Here is a 19,555-nt window from a genome sequence, read left to right as displayed (position 1 = left end):
CAGCCGCGACGCGGACACGTGTCCCCACTTTTGAAAAGGGGGATTCGGGCTTCGCCCTGGACACCTGCTGAAACCCAGTCGATATTTCACTGATCCCGCTAGAACAGAACACATATCCTGTCAGAACGACATTGGGATCCAGCATGCACAAACGGTCCCCCACTTTGAAAAAGGGGGGCTAGGGGGGATTCGGGTTTCCTCGTGGCTACATGCTGAGATCCAGTCGCCATTCCATCAATCCCGCCGGAACAGAATGATCATTCACTTCGTCGAACCCGCGAATGACTCACCAATCAACTGAGGACGACGAAGCTATGAATGACACGGATAGATCGCGTTTCCCGACATATTCTGCAGCTGGACGCATTCGGCGGGGTGTTGTCGGACTGGCGCTGGCATGTACCGCTCCCTATGCAGTCTCGGATGTGCTGTACCAGGAACATTTCACTGGCGGCAGCGCGGGCTTCAGCAGCGAGGGTCGCGTTACGGTGAACAATGGCTATGCGCGGCTGCATGGCAGTTTTTCCGCTACTTCATCCATTACCTCCGAGGTTATCCGCACCAAGGGTGCTAGCGGCCTCTCGTTGACCTACAGCCGGGAAACCTCTGGTCTGGATGCGGGCGAATCCTTGATTGCTGAAGTCTCGGTCGATGGCGGCGCCTTCACCGTTCTGGAATCCTCGCGCGATGCGTCCGGCAGCACGACCCTTTCTCTTCCGCCGGCTGAAAACGAGCTCAGACTGCGTTTCAGCCTCGATGCCAATACCTATTTCGACCGGGCAGAATTGCGCAGTATTGTGCTCAATGGCGAAGTGGGCAAGGGCAACGATGATTGCGGGGGCGTGCCCTGTGAAGAGCCGCCAACCGGCGAGCGCACGACCATCGTTCCGGATAGCAGCTGGGACTGCGGTATGCCCGATGGGATTCCGGACCCCAGCAGTGGCGAGCTGCTGTTTACTGCGCTGTTGCCCACAGGCAGCGTGAAAGATCTGGGTCAAACGCCTTATGGTCAGCGTAGCGTGGTAACGGTCAATGGCGGGCGGCTGAATGACACCAGTAGCGAATTGAATGGCAGCATTCAATCCGGCGCGCTTGATTTCAATCTGGCACTGCCGAGCGGGGCGGTTGAGCATGAGAGTCGCTATACCATCCGTACGGCTGGCGGGACCCAGGTGTACATGCGCAACTGTGGTGTGGCCGATGGCGACAGGGTTCGTTTCGTGGCGGATTTCGAAGCGCCTAATAACAGTCCCTTGAGCTGGTTGCATCAGGGTACTTACGTAGGCGTCAGAGAGCAGACGGATGCGGGCGTGCGCCTGAGCCTGTATCAGAATCCAAAGCCAGGCGGTAATGATCAGGTCGTAACGACACCCAGTGATAATGGACTGCGCCAACAATCCTGGGACTGCCCAGCGCTTCCGGCTGGCGCGGATAGTGGTAACCAGATACTCCAAGCCAGAGTTGGGATTGGCGGGTTCCAGAGCATAGGGGATTCGAAATACGGCTCGCGGCGCATTATTCCCATCACAGGGGACAGTTTTTCGGGCGATTTTGCCGGAGAGGTCAATCCGGGCGGCGCGGATTATCAGTTAACGGTTGATGGGGATCTGAGCCTGGAGGCCCGTTATACCTTGCAGACCAGCGATGGCGAAACCATCGTGGTGCGAAACTGTGGAGATTATGGCAACTCCTCGCTGACGCTCCCGCTGTTCGAAGCGAGCACCTCAGGCAAATACGCATGGCTGAACGATAGCGAGTTTGTAGGGACCATCACCCCGGGGCTTTCGTCCGTGACCATCACGGTATTCGACAGGCAGTAAGCGAGGAGCGGAGCGTAGCTTGCGCCGGCATTGCTTGGATGGGCGAATGGGTATGTCTGGACCTATATCGGGACGCTAGCAAAAAAGCTGAATCCCCCCTAACCCCCCTTTTTCAAAGTGGGGGACTTGTCGGGGCAGCGGCAGACTATGGCTCCAGGCACTGGCGCTTGCATGTGGCTGGGTATTTCAAAAATGTGAAACTGGTTAGCGGCGGCCGGTGTTTTATTCCGGTATGAGCCTATCTCTCAGAACGACATGGATCTCCAGGCCTGCACGCACGGTCCCCACTTTGAAAAAGGGGGGTTAGGGGGGATTCCGGTTTGATTTGGCAATCCATATGCACAAGACACTGGCCAACCCCGGTGAGGTTCGCGACACTGTTCCGAGGCGCCAGCTGCAGAGCGGCGCGCGAATTCTCATCCATCGGCGCTATCAGGCGCTGTGAAGACAAGGTTGCGCCATGATCGATTTCGAAAACAAGGGTTTCTTCAAGCTTAAACAGAACAAGGAATACGCCGACAGGGTCGCCGAGCTGCTGATGGAGGGCGAGCAAGTCATCGACTCATACAAGTCCATGCGTAATGGCGTTGTATTTACCAACAAGCGAATCATCGCGGTAAACGTGCAGGGCCTTACTGGCAGCAAGAAGGATTTCACCTCTTTGCCATATAAGGAGATCGTGGCGTATTCAATCGAAACGTCCGGCACCTTCGATATTGATTCCGAGCTGCAAATATACTTCTCTTCACTGGGCAAAGTGCAGTTCGAATTCACCGGCAGAACAGCAATCGTGGAGATATCGAAACATATATCCCGGCATGCGCTATAAGCTGCGTCAAGGTATTGCATTGAGGGCGTAGACAAACGCGTCCACCTGTTCGCCGCTGTCCAGCGTGATGGCGGCCAGCGTACGCTGGTACTCTTCGCCTTCGAATTGATCGAGCGCGTCCCAGTGGTTATGCGGGTACGGGTCTGCTCAATCGAGCTCAAGCCTAACGTACGATCATCACCGACCGTTTCGACTGCTGGACCACGCGCAGGGCATTAGTCCCCAGCACGTAGTCTTCGAGGCGTTTGCGTTTGTGCGACGACATGACGATCAGATCGACTTCCTGCTTTTTGGCGACGCGCAGGATTGCTTCATAGGGTTTGCCATCCGCCACGACGCGTTGCACTTTCACGTCCTTGGGGATCATCTCCTTGACGAATTCGCGCAGGTTGTCGCTGAAGGCCTTCTTCGCCTTGGCGGCAAAGTCCTTGGGAAAGAAGCCCCCAACCAGCGGCAGACCGAAATCCGGCAATACGGTGACGATGAACAGCGATGCCTCGTGGGCCCGGCACAGTTCCAGCGCGACTGGCAGCGCTTTTTGCCAGGATGCCTTATGGTTCAGATCGATGGCCAGCAGGATCTTGTTATACACGGGCAGTCGCCTCCACACGCGGCTTGTCGGTGGGCTTGCGGCGCGACCACTGCAGCCCGACGATCATGGCGAACAGTAACAGGCCCGGTATCCACATCCATTCCTTGGCGATGCGGTCCACGGGAGCCAGCACTTCGAGGATTTCCTGGTCGAAGTCGAAACCCAGATCGGCGGCGAGACTGCCATAGGTAACCATATCCACCAGGGTACGCTCGCCATCCTGCATCAGCATCAAGCCCAGTTCGTCCATTCGCTCCTCTCCGGTTGCGCCGTCAGGCACGGGGATAAGCAAATGGAAGGTGCGCGGATCTCCGAGCTTGTCCAGGCCTGCGATCTGCATCCGCAGGTGGCTGCCTTCATCGACGCGCTCCAGGGCCTGGGTCAGCTCGGCGGGGGGGATCGACTCATAGGGATCATGGATGATGTCCATCCAGAAGCCGGGACGGAACAGAGTGAAGGCAACCAGTAACAGGAGAATATTTTCGTACCAGCGGTTGCGTACCACCAGCCATCCCTGCGTGGCAGCCGCAAATATCAGCATGGCTATGGTCGCCACGATAAATATCACGATGCCGTGCCACAGGCCGACGTCGATCAGCAGCAAGTCGGTATTGAAGATGAACAGGAACGGCAGGGCAGCGGTGCGCAGGCTGTAATAGAACGCTTGGAAACCAGTGCGGATCGGATCACCGCCGGATACCGCCGCGGCCGCGAAGGAAGCCAGGCCGACCGGGGGCGTGACGTCCGCCATGATGCCGAAGAAGAACACGAACAGGTGCACTGCGATCAACGGGACGATCAACCCGTTCTGCTGACCGAGGGTTACTACCACCGGGGCAAGCAATGCCGATACCACGATATAGTTGGCGGTTGTTGGCAACCCCATGCCCAGAATAAGGCTGAGCACGGCTGTCAGGATAAGCATCAGCATCAGGTTGCCCATCGACAGCAGCTCCACCAGATCCGCCAGAACCAGACCCACCCCGGTCTGTGATACCGCACCGACGATAATGCCGGCTGTGGCTGTCGCGATGCCGATGCCGATCATGTTGCGCGCGCCTGCTACCAGGCCCTGCCACAGGTCGCTCAACCCGTGCATGAGGTCATCGCCCAGCGCGCTCTGGCCGCGGAACAGGGCGATCAGCGGACGCTGGGTGAGGATGATGATGATCATGAACACAGTGGCCCAGAATGCCGACAGGCCGGGCGATAGCCGCTCAACCATCAAGCACCAGATCAACACGATCACCGGCAGGATGTAGTGCAGGCCGGACATGACCGTGGGGCGGGTCTGCGGGAGTTTCAAGACTGGCGAATCAGGGTCGTCCAGTTCCAGTACAGGATATTGGGAACCCAGTTTCAGCAGTCCGACGTAGACCGCCATCAGAATCGCGGATATCACCCAGAACGCGCTGTCACCGAGGATCGGTTTGAGCCAGCCGAGGCCGTAATAGACCGCTAATGACAGGGCCATCAGTAACAAGAGTCCGGTCAGAAAGCCGATCACCTTGCGCACGAATGGGCGGGGCGGGTTGCTCGATTCCAGGCCTTGCATGCCGGCCTTCATGGCTTCCAGATGCACGATATAGACCAGCGCAATATAGGAAATCAACGCCGGCAGGAAGGCGTGCTTGATGACTTCGACGTAGGAAATACCCACGTACTCGACCATGAGAAACGCCGCGGCGCCCATCACCGGCGGCATGATCTGGCCGTTCACCGATGAGGCGACTTCCACCGCGCCGGCCTTTTCGGAGGAGAAGCCCACGCGTTTCATCATCGGGATAGTGAAGGTCCCGGTGGTTACCACGTTGGCAATGGAGGAGCCGGAAATCAGACCGGTCATGCCGGACGCGACCACGGCGGCTTTGGCCGGGCCACCTCGATAATGGCCGAGCAATGAGAAGGCGACCTTGATGAAATAGTTGCCGGCGCCCGCCTTGTCCAGCAGCGCACCGAACAGTACGAACAGGAACACGAAACTGGTCGATACGCCGAGCGCAATACCGAACACGCCCTGGCTGGTCAGCCACTGGTGGTTGGTCAGGGATTCAAGGCTGACGCCCCGGTGGGCCAGGATGCCCGGCATATGAGGGCCGGCCAGGGAATAGATAATGAATATCGAGGCGACGATCATGAGAGGCGGACCCAGCGCACGGCGGGTTGCCTCAAGCAGCATGATCAGGCCGGTTACACCTACGACCACGTCGATTGTTGTGGGGCTCCCGGGCCGGCTGGCCAGCTCGGAATAGAATATGAAGAGATAAGCTGCGCAGAAAGACGCGACCAGAGCGAGAACCCAGTCAAGGATCGGCACGTAATTGCGTGGGGAGCGCTTGAGCGCTGGGAAGGCCATGAAGCCGAGGAATACGGCGAACGCCAGGTGGATCGAACGCGCCTCGGCACTGTTGAACACACCGAAGCCAACCATATAAGGCAATGGCGAGGCGATCCACAGCTGAAATAATGACCAGGCGGCAGCGATACACACCAGCAGTTTGCCGGTGGCGCCGCCGGGCTTACGGGCACCGGTATCGGAGGAGGCGACCATATCCTCCAGTTCGGTATCCGTATCGTCGCGTTGGAGATTCTGTTCGCTCATGGCAGACCCTGAGTCAGCTGATCCAGAAGGTAAACGGGCCGCTATGAGCGGCCCGGTACAGGGTTACATCCAGCCTCGTTCCTTGTAATAGCGCACTGCGCCATCGTGCAGCGGAACGGAGAGACCTTCCTTGATCATTTCTTCCTCAGTCAGCGTCGCGAAAGCCGGATGCAGGCGCTTGAACCGGTCGAAGTTCTCGAATACGGCCTTGACGGTCTGGTACACGGTTTCTTCCGGAGTGTCAGCCGAGGTCACCAGCGTGGCGCGCACGCCAAAGGTTTCCACGTCCTCGTCATTGCCACGATACAGTCCGCCTGGAATGGTTGCTTTGGCGTAGTAGGGGCGTTCTTCGATCAGTTCGTCTATTTCCTCACCGGATACCGACACCAATACCGAATCAACGGTGGTGGTTGCTTCCTGGATCGAACCGTTCGGGTGGCCGGCCACATACACCATGGCGTCGACGTTGTTGTCACCCAGTGCGGCGGCCTGCTCGGCTGCGTCCAGCTCGGATGCCAGCGCGAAGTCGGAACGCGTCCAGCCGAGCGCGTCCATGACTACATCCATGGTGTCGCGCTGACCCGAGCCGGGGTTGCCGATATTGACGCGCTTGCCCTTCAGATCCTTGACCGTTTCAATGTTCGCATCGCGGCGGGCAACGACGGTAAGGGGCTCGCCGTGCAGCGCGAAAATCGCACGGAGTTTTTCGAAGGCGCCGGCATCTTCAAAGTTCTCGATACCCTTGTAGGCTTTGAACTGTACATCGGACTGGACGACGCCCATGTCCATTTCTCCGCCACGGATGGCGTTTACGTTGGCTACCGAACCACCGCTCGACGGAGCATTACAACGAATACCGTGTTCATTGCTGTTGCGGTTGATCAACCGGCACACTGACTGACCGACAACGTAATACACGCCGGTTTGTCCGCCAGTACCGATGGTGACGAAGTTTTCCTGGGCGACTGCCGGAGTGGCAGTGATGCCAGCGCACGCGATCGCGGCGGAAAAAAGTACGGCAAGTGAAGTGCGTTTCATCTGGAATGACTCCTTTTTCTGATCGAGGCCGACGTGCATGTTGCACCGTCTGTCTCCATCCAATTATTAGCTGTTGCCGGAATAACAACTGAAGTGTAGCGGAAGATTGGTGCCATCTCTGAAAATAGCCGCCGCTGACCATTCCTGCAAGTTACCGAGCCGGCCTTCTGTTATGGGGAAAAAGAATAAGAGCAAGACAGGCTGATGTTGCGAAATACGCCTGCAGCATCCAGGGACAGCGGTTGCGGCTGTTCACCTGGATGCCCAAGGGGCATTGCGAATAGGGCTCAGACCGGGGGCCAGCCGCCCATTTCTCGCCAGCGGTTAACGATGGCGCAGAACAGATCTGCCGTCTTCTCGGTGTCATAGCGCGCCGAATGGGCTTCGCGACCATCGAAGTCTATGCCGGCCGCAGCGCAGGCCTTGGCGAGCACGGTCTGTCCGTAGGCCAGGCCGCCGAGGGTGGCGGTGTCAAAGCAGGAAAAAGGGTGAAAAGGGTTACGCTTGATCTGGGTGCGCGCGACGGCTGCGTTGACGAAGCCCAGATCGAAGAAGGCGTTGTGCCCGACCAGCACCGCGCGCTTGCAGCCGGCGGACTTTACGGCCTTGCGAATGTGCTTGAAGATCTCGGTCAGGGCATGGTGTTCGTCGACAGCCATGCGCAACGGATGGTCCAGCTTGATGCCGGTGAACTCCAGCGCTGCCGGTTCGACGTTTGCGCCCTCGAAGGGCTCCACGCGGAAGAAATGCGTGTGGTCCGGGTAGACCATGCCGTCCTCATCCATGCTGATGGTGGTGGCGGCTATTTCCAGCAACGCATCGGTAGCGGCATTGAAGCCGCCGGTCTCGACATCCACTACAACCGGCAGAAAACCGCGGAAGCGGTAGGCCATGGGCGGCTTGGGTCCCGATGGCTGGGTTGCATTATCAATGTTGTCGTCGAATTCAAACTCGCTCACTGGCGATCCTTAGCTTGCAGGCGATTGAACTACTCGCCAGTTGATTGTTTCGCCGGCACGCAACGGGACCACAGACTGGCCTCCGAACGGCAGCGTGTGCGGAGCATTCCAGCTCTCGCGAACCAGGGTAATGCGATCGGTATTGCGCGGCAGGCCGTAGAAATCCGGGCCGTTGAAACTGGCGAAGGCCTCGAGCTTGTCCAGCACGCCAAGCGAGTCGAATGCTTCGGCGTACAGCTCGATGGCTGCATAAGCGGTATAGCACCCTGCGCATCCGCAGGCGGCTTCCTTGGCATGGCCGGCATGCGGTGCCGAATCGGTACCCAGAAAGAACTTGCTCGAGCCGGTCGCGACCGCATCACCCAGCGCCTGCTGGTGACGCTGGCGCTTGAGGATCGGCAGGCAATAGAAGTGCGGGCGTACCCCGCCTGCCAGCAGGTGGTTGCGGTTATACAGCAGGTGATGCGCAGTGATGGTGGCTGCAACGCGATCGGACGCGCTCTGTACAAACTCCACAGCGTCGGCGGTCGTGATGTGCTCGAATACTACCTTTAGCGTAGGAAAACGCTCGACCAGGCCAACCAGCTGCTGGTCAATGAAGCTTTTCTCGCGATCAAAGATATCGACATCGGCATGGGTGACTTCGCCGTGCACCAGTAGAAGCATGCCGACCTCGGCCATTGCTTGCAGCGCCGGGTAGATCTTGTCCAGGGCGGTGACACCCGAATCGGAGTTGGTGGTGGCACCGGCGGGGTACAGCTTTGCCGCGATCGCCTGCTTGTTGTTCCAGGCCTGACGGATGATCTCCGGAGTGGTCTGGTCTGTCAGATACAACACCATCAATGGCTCGAACACGGAATCACTCGGGCGAGCGGCCTGAATTCGAGCCTTGTAAGCCGCTGCCTGCTGACCGTCACGTACTGGCGGCACAAGGTTAGGCATGATGATCGCCCGACCGAATACGCGTGAGGCGTCTGCGACCGTATCAGAGAGCACATCGCCATCACGCAGGTGAATGTGCCAGTCGTCCGGCCGGATGATGGAAAGGGTGTCGGTCATCGCGATGTTCCAGGCTGTTGCAATGGCGCCATGCTACCGGAATTGCCTCGATTTTACACTGAGGGTCGTGAGAGGTTTTGTCCTGCACGCGACCCCTGTCCCGCACTGGGCAATGCACCGCTGGCATAGTCGCAGCCGTTGTCGATGACTTTTCCGATCCGCGCCTTGGGTAAAGTTCCAGGCGGCGCGGCCGATGTAAGGCGCAATGGAAAGCTTATCGCCCGGAGATCTACGTGGTTCGATTGTATCTGGCTGTACCCCTGCTTGGACTGGCTTTGCCTGCTCTGGCGACCACCTACGAGACGCGCATGGAAGACGTCGAGTGGGCAGTGGAGGGCGACCAGTTTGAATGCCGGTTGAGCCAGGCTGTCACCGGCTACGGCGAAGCGGTATTCGTGCGCCGCGCGGGGGAGCAGCCAACGTTTCAGCTCAGGGCATGGGACAACCTGATGCGGGCGGGCTCGGCGTCTCTGTATAACGCTGCTCCACCCTGGCGCCCTGGGAGTGCCGAGCGTTATCTGGGTGAGGCCGTGGTGCAGGAGGGTGCGGTGATGTCCGTGCCGTACCAGCAGGCTGGTCAGATGCTGGCAGGCCTGGCCGGTGGTTTTCATCCGACCATCCAGCGTAGCGGTTGGGCCGGCTCGGAGGCTTCGGTGCGTGTGGTGGTATCCAGTGTCGGCTATCAACAGGCGTGGGTCGATTTCCAGGAATGTATTGGTGGCCTGTTGCCGATGAATCTGGAGCAGATAGCGGCTACCCCGATACGTTTCGCGAGCGGGGCGCGAACGCTGGACCAGGAGGCCCGTGCCTTTCTCGATGTGGTGCTTGCCTATTTGGAAGCAGATCCGGATATCGATCGAATCGAGATAAACGGCCACTCCGACAACTATGGCGACCGGCTTTCCAATCATGAGCTTTCCAGGCAACGTGCATTGGTGGTGCAGGCGTATCTGGCCGAGCACGGTGTTGATCGGGATATCATCAGCGTGCGCTTTCATGGCGGCCGTTATCCGATTGCGGATAACCGGACGGAAGTGGGTAGGGCGGCGAATCGGCGGGTATTGGTGTCGCTGGGGAAGGGCTAAGACGGTTCAGGTTTTGTTCTGCGCTGTGTCTGGGCGAAACCTGGGGTAGCGCAGGCGCACTACACCCCCAGGATAGAGCCGGTGCATGTGGCGTAGCGCAGGTGCGCTACACCCCCAAGATGCGTCGCCTGGTCGCGTCATATTTCACCGGGATCCGCCGTGGCAGCGCCGGGCTGGGTATGTCCCTGGGGTTGGCGTGCGCCTGCGCGCCGACAGAGTCTGATATTGCTGTGAACCCTGGCGTAGCGCAGGCGCGCTTCACCCCCCGGATAGAGCCGGTGCATGTGGCGTAGCGCAGGTGCGCTACACCCCCAAGATGCGTCGCCTGGTCGCGTCATATTTCACCGGGAGCCGCCGTGGCAGCGCCGGGCTGGGTATGGCCCTGGGGTTGGCGTGCGCCTGCGCGCCGACAGGGTGTGATATTGCTGTGAACCCTGGCGTAGCGCAGGCGCGCTTCACCCCCCGGATAGAGCCGGTGCATGTGGCGTAGCACAGGCGCGCTACACCCCCAGGATGCGTCGCCTGGTCGCGTCATATTTTACCGGGATCCTCCGTGGCAGCGCCGGGCTGGGTGTGTCCCTGGGGTTGGCGTGCGCCTGCGCGCCGACAGGGCTTGATATTGCGGTGAACCCTTGCGTAGCGCAGGCGCGCTACACCCCCAGGATAGAGCCGGTGCATGCGGCGTAGCGCAGGTGCGCTACACCCCCAGGATGCGTCGCCTGGTCGCGTCATATTTTACCGGGATCCGCCGTGGCCGCGCCGGGCTGGGTGTGTCCCTGGGGTTGGCGTGCGCCTGCGCGCCGACAGGGTTTGATACTGCGGTGAACCCTGGCGTAGCGCAGGCGCGCTACACCCCCCAGGATAGAGCTGGAGAATTTGGCGTAGCGCAGGCGCGCCCCCCAGGGAGGTACAGATTCACACCTTGAAGCGTCCCACCAATAGATCAATCCGCTGACCGATATCAGCCAGGTGCTGACTGGCCTGGGCGGTTTCGCTGGCGCCGTCGGTTGCTTCGCGCGCCAGGGTGGCGGCTTCGATAACGTTGCGATTGACCTCTTCCACGACGGTCGACTGTTGCGTTGTGGCGCTGGCGATCGAGGCGTTCAGGGCAACCATCTGCTCCATGGATCTGGAGATCTGCGCCAGTGCTTCGCCGGCATGGTTGACCTGTTCAACACTCAGGGCGGAATAGCGGCTACTGCTGTTGATCACCTCGACCACGGTTTGCGTGTTGTTCTGCAGTCGGGAGATCATGTTGTTGATCTCTTCAGTCGACTTCTGGGTGCGCTGCGCCAGATTGCGTACCTCATCCGCGACTACCGCAAACCCGCGTCCAGATTCCCCGGCGCGTGCCGCTTCGATGGCCGCATTAAGCGCCAGCAGATTAGTCTGCTCGGCAATATTGCGGATCACGTCCAGCACAGCGGTAATCTCCCGGGCATCGTTGGACAGCGTCTGCATATGCTGTACAGCGGTGGCAACGCTCTCAGAGAGGTGATCTATCTGCTCGATAGTTTTATTGACCTGCAGCTGACCGTTGCTGGCACCTTCGCTGGCGCTTTCGACTTCCTGCGCAGCGGAGCTGGCATTCTGCGCAATATCATGCACGCCGTAGGTGATTTCATTAATCGCTGTCGCCATCAACTCCATGCGCTCGGATTGCCGGGTCATGCCGTCGAGACTGCTGCCGCTGATACGGTCGAGTTGCTGGCCGGCGCTGCTGAGTTGCCGCGAGTTGTCGCCCAGCTGGGTCACAATGTCCCGAAGGTTAGCGGTGAAGGCATTGAAATGGCGGGCAATCATGCCGATTTCGTCCCGCGCATCTTCTTCCAGGCGCCGGGTCAGGTCGGCTTCCCCGCTGGCAACGTCGCGCATGGCCCGCACGACCTGATCAAGTGGCTTGGCAATGCTGCGACCGATGACATACAGAATGCCCGCCATCAGTGCGGTGATGATCAGAACCAGAATCAGTAATTGCTTCATCTTGGAGATGAATCGCGCTTCCATGTCGGCAACAAATACGCCTGTTCCAACCATGTAATCCCATGGTTTGAAGTGTTTGAACGCGGCGATCTTGCCCAGACCCTTGTCTTCCCCCGGCACGCCCCCGGGGCGAACCCAGGTGTATTCGTGATAGGCCGAGCCCTGGTCGCGCACCTTGTTGGTCATCTCGACGATGACGTTGGGTTCGCCGTTGGGGCTGACCATGCTGGTCAGATCTATCCCCTCAGTCTGCGGCGCCATCGGATGCATGATCATGACGTTGTTCAGGTCATTCACCCAGAAATATTCCTGCCCGGCGTAGCGTAATCCGCGCAGGGCCTCGATCGCTTCCTTGCGTGCAGCCTGTTCGCTCAGCTCGCCACGCAGCTGCTTGCCATGGTAGTGGGCGAGCAGGTCATGTGCGGTGTCGACCAGATGGGTGGCCTTGGTGATCTCCGCCTGGCGCAGTTCCTCCTTGATGCTGAACAGGGTGCTCAGCGAAAGAAGGGCCAGGCTGATAAGCGCAACAATGAGGATCAGCCAGATCCGCTGGTTAATCCTGAGTGTTCGCATCATTTTCATTATTCTGCTCCATGCAGTTGGCTGGGTCTGTTGCCGTTTCTCGCGCCTTGTTCTAAATCAAACGGGCCTCCGTCGCGGCCGCGATGAAGCGGCAACAGACCCTAGTTCTTGGCGGCAAAGCGTGCCCGCTACGCAGGGCTTGTCCGTCTTATCGGCTGCGGCTGACAGTTCTGAAGACATTTCGTCGCAGATATCACAGATTTTTTGACGTCAAGGGTTTGTTGGCCACGGACAAAGCAGGGCTGAGCTATGGTGCTCAGGTTCGGCAGCGCTAACGCTTCGTCTGGTTGATTCGCAGTATTCAGAAATAATATAGAATCGCCGCCGTTGGGACTTTTGAAACGATTCTTCTGTCTACCTCCTCTGTCGCCATTCCTCAGGACTCTTTATGCGGTTATCAACCAAACAGTATTCCGTTGCTGCGTGTCTCGCGGCCACATTGGCGCTGGCCGGTCCGGCTCATGCTGAACCCGAAGTGATGGAAAACGATGCCAAAAGCGGCGCCAAACCCGAGCAGCTCGGTGGCCAGGTAGTGGTGGGCTGGATCGAAAAGGCGCAGATCCTGCCGGAACTGGCGGCCGTGAAACTCAAGGTGGATTCCGGCGCGCTGACCTCGTCAATGCATGCGGTCAACATCGAAACCTTCACCCGTAAAGGCAAGGAATGGGTGCGCTATGACGTGCCGGTGAAGGACGCCGATACCGACGAACTGGTACGGATGGAGTTCGAGCGTCCGGTATACCGCCGGGTGCTGGTGCGTGGTGCTGGCGGTAAGGAAAGGCGTCCGGTGGTCAAGATGTCGATCTGCTTGGGTGATCAGGTATATGAAGAGCAGTTTTCGTTGCGTGATCGCGGTGACATGACCTACCCGGTATTGATCGGCCGTCGCACCATCGAAAACATCGGTCTGATCGACGTTTCCCAAACCTTCCTGCTCCCGCTGGAATGTCCGGCCGAAGCAGGCGAGGAGGAACGCAGCAAGCAGAAGCGCATGAAGCGTGATGAATCGCTGGTCGATGACAGCAAAATGAAAGAGCCGGAGGAAACCGAGGACGAAGACGAGGATTGATTCGTCTGAAGGCTTTGTCTGTCTGAATTGATTGCGGCGTGCAAACAGCACGCCGCAGATCCTTTGTTAGTACCGAATGACCAGCGTGATTACCACATCAGATCATCTGGCACCTTGAACGCCGCGTAAGGGTCGTCTTCGGCTGGTGTGTCGTCTTCGACCCTGGCGATCACCACTGGCCAATGGGGCGCGCGCTCCATGACCTTCTGCGCAACGTCCACCGGAATCAGCTCGAACTTGCCTGATAGCCGCACGATGCCCAGCTTGCCACGGCTCAGCTGGTTGAACTGCTCATCGGTAACGTGGATCTTCTTGATCTTGTTCTTGCTGGCAAACTGATAGGGCGTCTCGCCGCCGCTCCGATCAATTTTCGCCTGTTCAATGATCTGCTTGACCTGCGCTTCGCTTTCCTTGCGAGCACTCTCCAACTTGCGCTGCTCATTGAGCTGCCGATCACGCTCAGCCTTCTCGGCGCGCGCTTTCTCGACCGCTGCGGCGGTGTCGTGCACTTTATCCGGCTCGTTTTTGGCGGCTTTCTTCTTGGCGCGCTGGGCCTGTTTCAACTTTTTCTCGTCGACCAGACCGGCCTTGAGCAATTGGGCTTGTAGGGAGTTGACCATGCTGTAGGGCTACCTGCTTGAGACTGAAGATGGGCCATTCTAGCGTTAATCGCGGCTCTTTTCGCGTGCTTCCTGCGCTTCCATTTCTGCCTTGCGCGCCTGGACGCGCTTCATCGTTTCAGGATCGATGGGCATCTTGTTGGCGGTCTTGCGCAGCATATACAGGGTGCCAAGCAGAGTGGCCACGGCGATGGCGATGAAAATCCAGCCGATGGTAGGCATGCGCGCGCTCCTATTGCGAATTTACAACTATGATGACTGAAAAGAGCCCCAGGCGAGGAGATAAAAATCATCGGCGCCCGGTCATTTTTTCAGAGGTTCCATGACAGAAGATAGCAAGCAAGCGCCGTTCTCGCTCCCACCCGATCTTCTGCACCGATTGCAATCGATGCAGCCGCTGCTGTGGGTGAATCCCGGGCGCCGTACTCAAGCGGACCCGATCAGGCCGGACGATGTTGACACGGCTGCGCAACGCTTCAGCAAGGCCGGGCCGTTGCTGGTAAGGCGTATTGCCGAGCTGGAGCATCCGGAAGGCCTGATTGAATCGCCCCTGGTACCGGCGGACACATTGCGCGATGCACTGGATGGCGCCGGCCGCTGGCTGCTCAAGGCGGACCATCAGTTGCCGCTGGCCGGCTCGGTCAAGGCGCGTGGCGGTTTTCACGAGGTGCTTGAGTGTGCCGACCGCACAGCCAGGCAGCTGGGGTGGGATGGTCAATCGTTCGCTGAGTTGGGTAGCTCCGTATGGCGCGAGCGATTCGGGCGGTACCGCCTGGTAGTGGGCAGCACGGGCAATCTGGGTATCAGCGTCGGGTTGTTATCCCGCGCGCTGGGGTTTCGCGCCGAAGTGCACATGTCCAGTGATGCCAGCGAATGGAAGAAGCAGTTGCTGCGCGAGCGCGGCGTTGACGTGGTCGAGCATGATGGCGATTACGCCAGCGCGGTGAAGGCAGGGCGCGCCATAGCAGAAGCCGATGACCATTCGCATTTTGTCGATGACGAACGTTCGGCTTCGCTGTTTACCGGCTATGCAGTGGCAGGCAGGCGCCTCGCCGCGCAGCTGGAAAGACAGAACATCGAGGTCTCCCACGAGCATCCATTGATCGTCTATCTACCCTGCGGCGTCGGCGGTGCGCCGGGTGGAATCGCCTATGGTTTGAAGCTGATATTCGGCGACAGGGTGCATTGCTGGTTCGCCGAGCCGGTGAGTTCACCGAGCGTGCTGATGCAACTTGCTTCAGGCCTTGAGTCGCCACTGTCGGTGTATGACATCGGGCTGGATAACAGGACCCTGGCCGACGGGTTGGCAGTAGGGCAGGCTTCGTTGCTGGCGACGGCCTGCATGCAGGATCGCCTGGCCGGCGTGTTTACAGTGAGGGATGACGCGTTGCGGGAGTACCTGGCTCTCGCCGGCAAGCTGCTTGGCGAAAAGCTTGAGCCCTCCGCCACGGCCGGTTTTGCCGGACCGGGGTGGCTGTCCGACTCGACCGCCGGACGCGAATGGTGCGCAGCGCATAAGGTCGATCCGGCAAACGCCACGCACGTGCTATGGAGCACTGGCGGTGGGCTGGTGCCTGAGTCTGTGTATCAACGCTGGCTGGCGGATTAATCCGCCAGCTTTCACTGATTCTGCTCAATCACGCCTTGCTGTTTAAGGCTTGCCAGCTGTTCGGCTGTCAGGTTCAGGCGCTCGCGTAATACGTCATCGGTATCCTGCCCCAGCAGCGGCGCGGGGCGGTGATACTCGACCGGCGAGCCCGACAGTTTTAACGGGCTGCCGACCATGGTGAAGTCCGGATTGAGCGGATGCGGGATATTAACGAGCATATCGCGCGCCTTGATCTGCGGTTCGTCCAGCGCCTGGGCGATATTGTTGATGGCCCCGACCGGAACCTTGACCGGGTGGATCTTGCTCACCCATTCATCTGCTGTGCCTGTAAGGAAGTGCGCGGAAAGGATCTCGACAATTTCGCTGCGGTGTTTGACCCGGTCAGCATTGCGCGCAAAACGCGGATCGCCGGGCAGCTCAGGCAGCCCGATGGCGTTGCACATTGCGATGAACTGGCTGTCGTTGCCGCAGGCAATGATGAAGTCGCGATCTGCCGCGCGGAACACCTGATAGGGCACGATATTGGCGTGGGCATTACCAAAGCGATCTGGCACCTTGCCCGAAGCCAGATAGTTCATGCTCTGGTTGGCCAGGGTGGCTACCTGAACATCCAGCAGCGCCATGTCGCAATGCTGACCGAGGCCGGTTTTCTCCCGGTTGATCAGCGCCGCCTGAATCGCGATGGTGGAATACAGGCCGGTGGTCAGGTCGGCAAAGGCCACGCCAGTTTTCTGCGGGCCGCCGCCGGGCAGGTCGTCACGCTCGCCAGTGATGCTCATCAGGCCGCCCATGCCCTGGATGATGAAGTCATAACCCGGCTCTTCGGCACGGGGCCCGGTCTGGCCAAATCCGGTGATCGAGCAATACACCAGCCGCGGGTTTATTTCCGAGAGCGTCTCATAGTCCAGACCGTACTTGCCCAGCGAGCCGGCCTTGTAGTTCTCGATCAGCACGTCGCAGTCGGTCACCAATGCGCGTACCAGCTCCTGACCTGCGGAGCTGGCCAGATCTATCGCGATCGAGCGCTTGCCACGGTTGGCTGACTGGTAGTACGAGGCTTCTGCGGTCCATTCGCCCTGGGGATCCTTCATCCATGGCGGGCCCCAGCCGCGTGTGTCGTCGCCGCTGCGGGGCCGCTCGACTTTGATCACTTCGGCGCCAAGGTCAGCCAGGATCTGGCCACACCAGGGTCCTGCCAATACCCGGCTCAGGTCCAATACTCGTATACCTGTCAGCGCACCCATATCTTTTCCCGTCGTTAACGGCCGGCAGCAGCCGACCTCTGTGTCTCGGAACAGCGCAGATCGCACCTGTTGCCACACTAAGGCGTCATGCTGAGTTGCGATAGCGTAAGCATTGTTCCACTGTGCAGTACTAGGTACTGAAAAATGTGAAGCCGATCATAGTTTCCAGTGGGGCCTGAGTAAAGGCTCGCTCGACCTGACGGGGGAATCAACTGAGCCGGCCTCTTTGGAGGTGTCTGCATTGCGGAACAGATATCCAAGCGTCTCGACAGTTAGTTTCACTCTGCAGTACTCTGTTTTGTTTTGTTGAAATCGAATGAAAACTGGCGCTACCATGCGCCCCTGCCGGAGTGAGCGACAGCCATGAGCGAAGCCGATAACACCACCCGATCCACCAGCGCTGACAACCATCTGCTGGATCTAATGAGCACTGCAGAGGACGAAGTCAAGGATCGCGATCTGGTCACTGCGCTGGCCAGAGGCGTGGAGATCCTGCGCTGTTTCAATCCTCGTGAAACGCTGTTGGGTAACCAGGATCTGGTGAACAAGACCGGCTTGCCGAAGGCTACGGTCACGCGTCTGACCCATACGCTGACCCGCCTCGGTTGCCTCAAGCGACAAGCGCAGACCGGGAAGTATCAGTTGGATGTGGGTGTGATGGGGTTTGGCTACGCGCTGTTGTCGAATCTGTCGGTTCGCGCCACGGCGCATCCGCTGATGGAGGATATGGCTGCCTATTCGGAAGCATCCGTAGCAATGGCCGCCCGCGACCGGTTGCAGATGGTGTATCTGGATGTCGCCTACGGAAAGGCAAACATGAGCACGCGGCGTCATATCGGCACCTACCTGCCGATGTGTTTTACCTCCGTGGGCAGGGCAACGCTGGCCGCCATGCCAGAGGCAGAGCGCGATTACATGATGGACCACCTGCGCGGGACCATGGGCGATCAGTGGCCGTCGACGCGTCGATCACTGGAGCGCTCCTTCCGTGATTACGCCGATTTCGGTTATTGCCTGTCCATCGGCGAGTGGCATCGGGATATCAACGCAGTAGCTGTCCCGATGTTGCACGCCGAGCACGGTCTGCTGGCATTCAACTGCGGTGGACCGGGGTTCCATCTGCCGCAGGACAAGCTTGAGGACGACATCGGACCGCGTCTGGTGAACATGGTAAGCAACATAGGATCCGCTACCCGCTGACCACGGTCCGGGTTACGCAGTGTGGATAATCAGCCTGCACGCAGGCCAATGAGGAGAAACATATGATTCGTGATCCGGAAACGCTGAGCATTCTGCTCGATTCCATTAATCAGTTTGTTACCCAGGAACTGATTCCGCGTGAGAACGAGGTAGCGGAAACCGATCAGATCCCCGCAGATATAGTCGAGCAGATGAAGGCCATGGGCCTGTTCGGCCTGACCATCCCCGAAGAGTTCGGTGGGCTGGGCGTGACCATGGAAGAAGAGGTCAGCATCGCATTCGAGCTGGGCCGCACATCTCCTGCGTTCCGTTCGTATATCGGCACCAACAACGGCATCGGCTCGATCGGCATCCTGCTGGATGGCACCGAAGAGCAGAAGGCGCACTATCTGCCCAAGCTGGCTGCAGGCGAATATCTGAGCTCGTTCTGTCTGACCGAGCCGGATTCCGGCTCCGATGCTGCGTCGCTGAAGACCACCGCAGTGCGGGATGGCGATTTTTACGTGCTCAATGGCACCAAGCGCTTCATCACCAATGCTCCTCATGCGGGTATTTTCACCGTGATGGCGCGTACCGATCCCGAGATCAAGGGTGCTGGTGGTATCAGCTCGTTCATCGTCGAGCGCGGCACGCCCGGCCTGACCATCGGCAAGCCCGATCAGAAGATGGGACAGAAGGGCGCGCACACGGCTGATGTGATCTTCGACAACGTTCGTGTTCCCGCCGGCAACCTGATCGGCGGCAAGGAAGGCGTTGGTTTCAAAACGGCCATGAAGGTGCTGGACAAGGGGCGCCTGCATATCGCCGCGCTGTCGGTCGGTGCTGCCGAGCGCATGCTGGATGACTCCCTGCGTTATGCCGTTGAGCGCAAGCAGTTCGGCCAGCGTATCGCTGATTTTCAGTTGATCCAGGGCATGCTTGCCGACAGCAAGGCGGATATCTACGCCGCGCGCTGCATGGTGCTGGATGCGGCGCGCAAGCGTGACGAGGGGCTGAACATCAGTACAGAAGCCTCCTGCGCCAAGATGTTCGCTACCGAGATGTGTGGCCGGGTGGCCGACCGTGGGGTTCAGATCCATGGCGGCGCCGGTTATATCAGCGAGTACGCCATCGAGCGCTTCTACCGCGACGTTCGCTTGTTCCGCCTGTACGAAGGGACCACCCAGATCCAGCAGGTGATCATCGCCCGCAACATGATCCGCGACGTTCAGGGTTAAGCAAGACCGCGGGGTTTGTTGACGCTTGGTTTTCTGCTGTAACGACG

General features: G+C 59.1%; 18 protein-coding genes and 2 pseudogenes. 9 read left to right on the top strand and 11 right to left on the bottom strand.

The window, feature by feature from the left end:
* Nucleotides 1-314: 314 nt before the first annotated feature.
* Both FZE95_RS01830 and FZE95_RS01825 read left to right on the top strand, forming a co-directional pair.
* Nucleotides 315-1,820: a DUF3237 domain-containing protein gene (locus tag FZE95_RS01830; RefSeq protein ID WP_190324455.1), complete on the top strand. Its 1,506-nt coding sequence runs from the start codon at nucleotides 315-317 to the stop codon at nucleotides 1,818-1,820.
* A 460-nt stretch (nucleotides 1,821-2,280) separates the two neighbouring features.
* Entirely contained in the window at nucleotides 2,281-2,649 is a 369-nt protein-coding gene (locus FZE95_RS01825; protein WP_150299097.1) for a PH domain-containing protein, read from the top strand.
* Between the two features lie 6 nt (nucleotides 2,650-2,655).
* Here FZE95_RS01825 and FZE95_RS01820 read toward each other — a convergent pair.
* From FZE95_RS01820 to pyrC, 6 genes and pseudogenes are all read right to left on the bottom strand, one after another.
* Nucleotides 2,656-2,766 (bottom strand): annotated as a pseudogene (locus FZE95_RS01820) (gamma-glutamylcyclotransferase); the annotation flags it as partial.
* A 46-nt stretch (nucleotides 2,767-2,812) separates the two neighbouring features.
* Nucleotides 2,813-3,241, bottom strand: coding sequence for a universal stress protein (locus tag FZE95_RS01815; RefSeq protein WP_150299096.1), 429 nt, complete (start codon nucleotides 3,239-3,241; stop codon nucleotides 2,813-2,815).
* A complete protein-coding gene (locus tag FZE95_RS01810; RefSeq protein ID WP_150299095.1) occupies nucleotides 3,234-5,843 on the bottom strand; it encodes a TRAP transporter permease in 2,610 nt (869 codons plus the stop codon). Before FZE95_RS01810 ends, FZE95_RS01815 begins: the two co-directional genes overlap by 8 nt.
* Before the next feature lie 63 nt (nucleotides 5,844-5,906).
* Entirely contained in the window at nucleotides 5,907-6,881 is a 975-nt protein-coding gene (locus tag FZE95_RS01805; RefSeq protein ID WP_150299094.1) for a TAXI family TRAP transporter solute-binding subunit, read from the bottom strand.
* Between the two features lie 287 nt (nucleotides 6,882-7,168).
* The gene (gene rnt, locus FZE95_RS01800; RefSeq protein WP_150299093.1) at nucleotides 7,169-7,840 is read right to left on the bottom strand and encodes a ribonuclease T; all 672 of its coding nucleotides are present in this window, start codon (nucleotides 7,838-7,840) and stop codon (nucleotides 7,169-7,171) included.
* A gap of 9 nt (nucleotides 7,841-7,849) precedes the next feature.
* Complete coding sequence (gene pyrC / locus FZE95_RS01795; protein ID WP_150299092.1) at nucleotides 7,850-8,899, bottom strand: dihydroorotase; 1,050 nt, start codon at nucleotides 8,897-8,899, stop codon at nucleotides 7,850-7,852.
* A gap of 233 nt (nucleotides 8,900-9,132) precedes the next feature.
* Between pyrC and FZE95_RS01790 the strand changes: the two genes are divergently transcribed.
* From FZE95_RS01790 to FZE95_RS01780, 3 genes are all read left to right on the top strand, one after another.
* Nucleotides 9,133-9,984, top strand: coding sequence for a flagellar protein MotY (locus tag FZE95_RS01790; RefSeq protein ID WP_150299091.1), 852 nt, complete (start codon nucleotides 9,133-9,135; stop codon nucleotides 9,982-9,984).
* Between the two features lie 101 nt (nucleotides 9,985-10,085).
* The gene (locus tag FZE95_RS01785; protein ID WP_150299090.1) at nucleotides 10,086-10,277 is read left to right on the top strand and encodes a hypothetical protein; all 192 of its coding nucleotides are present in this window, start codon (nucleotides 10,086-10,088) and stop codon (nucleotides 10,275-10,277) included.
* A gap of 5 nt (nucleotides 10,278-10,282) precedes the next feature.
* Nucleotides 10,283-10,474, top strand: a complete 192-nt coding sequence (locus tag FZE95_RS01780) for a hypothetical protein (RefSeq protein WP_150299089.1) — start codon at nucleotides 10,283-10,285, stop codon at nucleotides 10,472-10,474.
* A gap of 425 nt (nucleotides 10,475-10,899) precedes the next feature.
* On the opposite strand, the gene FZE95_RS20015 is transcribed toward FZE95_RS01780, so the two are convergent.
* Complete coding sequence (locus tag FZE95_RS20015; protein WP_371923591.1) at nucleotides 10,900-11,625, bottom strand: methyl-accepting chemotaxis protein; 726 nt, start codon at nucleotides 11,623-11,625, stop codon at nucleotides 10,900-10,902.
* Nucleotides 11,626-11,754: 129 nt separating this feature from the next.
* Nucleotides 11,755-12,540, bottom strand: a pseudogene (locus FZE95_RS20010) (cache domain-containing protein); the annotation flags it as partial.
* 397 nt (nucleotides 12,541-12,937) lie between these two features.
* On the opposite strand from FZE95_RS20010, the gene rloA3 reads away from it, so the two are divergent.
* On the top strand, nucleotides 12,938-13,618 hold the full coding sequence (gene rloA3, locus FZE95_RS01770) for a retropepsin-like aspartic peptidase RloA3 (protein ID WP_223824925.1): 681 nt from the start codon (nucleotides 12,938-12,940) through the stop codon (nucleotides 13,616-13,618).
* A gap of 89 nt (nucleotides 13,619-13,707) precedes the next feature.
* Here the strand turns inward: rloA3 and FZE95_RS01765 are convergent, their stop codons facing one another.
* Nucleotides 13,708-14,238: a DUF2058 domain-containing protein gene (locus tag FZE95_RS01765; protein WP_150299087.1), complete on the bottom strand. Its 531-nt coding sequence runs from the start codon at nucleotides 14,236-14,238 to the stop codon at nucleotides 13,708-13,710.
* A 45-nt stretch (nucleotides 14,239-14,283) separates the two neighbouring features.
* Nucleotides 14,284-14,460 (bottom strand): DUF2897 family protein, encoded by a 177-nt coding sequence (locus FZE95_RS01760; RefSeq protein WP_150299086.1) that lies wholly within the window; start codon nucleotides 14,458-14,460, stop codon nucleotides 14,284-14,286.
* A gap of 100 nt (nucleotides 14,461-14,560) precedes the next feature.
* Here FZE95_RS01760 and FZE95_RS01755 point away from each other — a divergent pair, with 100 nt between their 5' ends.
* Nucleotides 14,561-15,847 carry a D-serine ammonia-lyase gene (locus FZE95_RS01755; RefSeq protein ID WP_150299085.1) on the top strand — a complete coding sequence of 429 codons (1,287 nt, stop codon included), beginning with the start codon at nucleotides 14,561-14,563 and terminating at the stop codon, nucleotides 15,845-15,847.
* Between the two features lie 11 nt (nucleotides 15,848-15,858).
* Here the strand turns inward: FZE95_RS01755 and FZE95_RS01750 are convergent, their stop codons facing one another.
* The gene (locus FZE95_RS01750) at nucleotides 15,859-17,091 is read right to left on the bottom strand and encodes a CaiB/BaiF CoA transferase family protein (protein ID WP_150299084.1); all 1,233 of its coding nucleotides are present in this window, start codon (nucleotides 17,089-17,091) and stop codon (nucleotides 15,859-15,861) included.
* A 363-nt stretch (nucleotides 17,092-17,454) separates the two neighbouring features.
* Here FZE95_RS01750 and FZE95_RS01745 point away from each other — a divergent pair, with 363 nt between their 5' ends.
* Nucleotides 17,455-18,291 carry an IclR family transcriptional regulator gene (locus tag FZE95_RS01745; RefSeq protein ID WP_150299083.1) on the top strand — a complete coding sequence of 279 codons (837 nt, stop codon included), beginning with the start codon at nucleotides 17,455-17,457 and terminating at the stop codon, nucleotides 18,289-18,291.
* Nucleotides 18,292-18,353: 62 nt separating this feature from the next.
* The gene (locus FZE95_RS01740; RefSeq protein WP_150299082.1) at nucleotides 18,354-19,508 is read left to right on the top strand and encodes an acyl-CoA dehydrogenase family protein; all 1,155 of its coding nucleotides are present in this window, start codon (nucleotides 18,354-18,356) and stop codon (nucleotides 19,506-19,508) included.
* The last annotated feature ends 47 nt before the right edge of the window (nucleotides 19,509-19,555 follow it).

Source organism: Pseudomonas profundi, assembly GCF_008638305.1.
GTDB lineage: Bacteria > Pseudomonadota > Gammaproteobacteria > Pseudomonadales > Pseudomonadaceae > Halopseudomonas > Halopseudomonas profundi.
The sequence above is the reverse complement of the archived record's forward strand: the minus strand, read 5'-3'. Positions and strand labels throughout refer to the sequence as shown.

Coding starts and splice junctions, on each gene's coding strand:
- FZE95_RS01745 (WP_150299083.1), top strand. CDS start 17,455: ATGAGCGAAGCCGATAACACCACCCGATCCACCAGCGCTGACAACCAT.
- FZE95_RS01755 (WP_150299085.1), top strand. CDS start 14,561: ATGACAGAAGATAGCAAGCAAGCGCCGTTCTCGCTCCCACCCGATCTT.
- FZE95_RS01805 (WP_150299094.1), bottom strand. CDS start 6,881: ATGAAACGCACTTCACTTGCCGTACTTTTTTCCGCCGCGATCGCGTGC.
- FZE95_RS01825 (WP_150299097.1), top strand. CDS start 2,281: ATGATCGATTTCGAAAACAAGGGTTTCTTCAAGCTTAAACAGAACAAG.
- FZE95_RS01750 (WP_150299084.1), bottom strand. CDS start 17,091: ATGGGTGCGCTGACAGGTATACGAGTATTGGACCTGAGCCGGGTATTG.
- FZE95_RS20015 (WP_371923591.1), bottom strand. CDS start 11,625: ATGGCGACAGCGATTAATGAAATCACCTACGGCGTGCATGATATTGCG.
- FZE95_RS01830 (WP_190324455.1), top strand. CDS start 315: ATGAATGACACGGATAGATCGCGTTTCCCGACATATTCTGCAGCTGGA.
- FZE95_RS01760 (WP_150299086.1), bottom strand. CDS start 14,460: ATGCCTACCATCGGCTGGATTTTCATCGCCATCGCCGTGGCCACTCTG.
- pyrC (WP_150299092.1), bottom strand. CDS start 8,899: ATGACCGACACCCTTTCCATCATCCGGCCGGACGACTGGCACATTCAC.
- rloA3 (WP_223824925.1), top strand. CDS start 12,938: ATGCGGTTATCAACCAAACAGTATTCCGTTGCTGCGTGTCTCGCGGCC.
- FZE95_RS01765 (WP_150299087.1), bottom strand. CDS start 14,238: ATGGTCAACTCCCTACAAGCCCAATTGCTCAAGGCCGGTCTGGTCGAC.
- FZE95_RS01810 (WP_150299095.1), bottom strand. CDS start 5,843: ATGAGCGAACAGAATCTCCAACGCGACGATACGGATACCGAACTGGAG.
- FZE95_RS01740 (WP_150299082.1), top strand. CDS start 18,354: ATGATTCGTGATCCGGAAACGCTGAGCATTCTGCTCGATTCCATTAAT.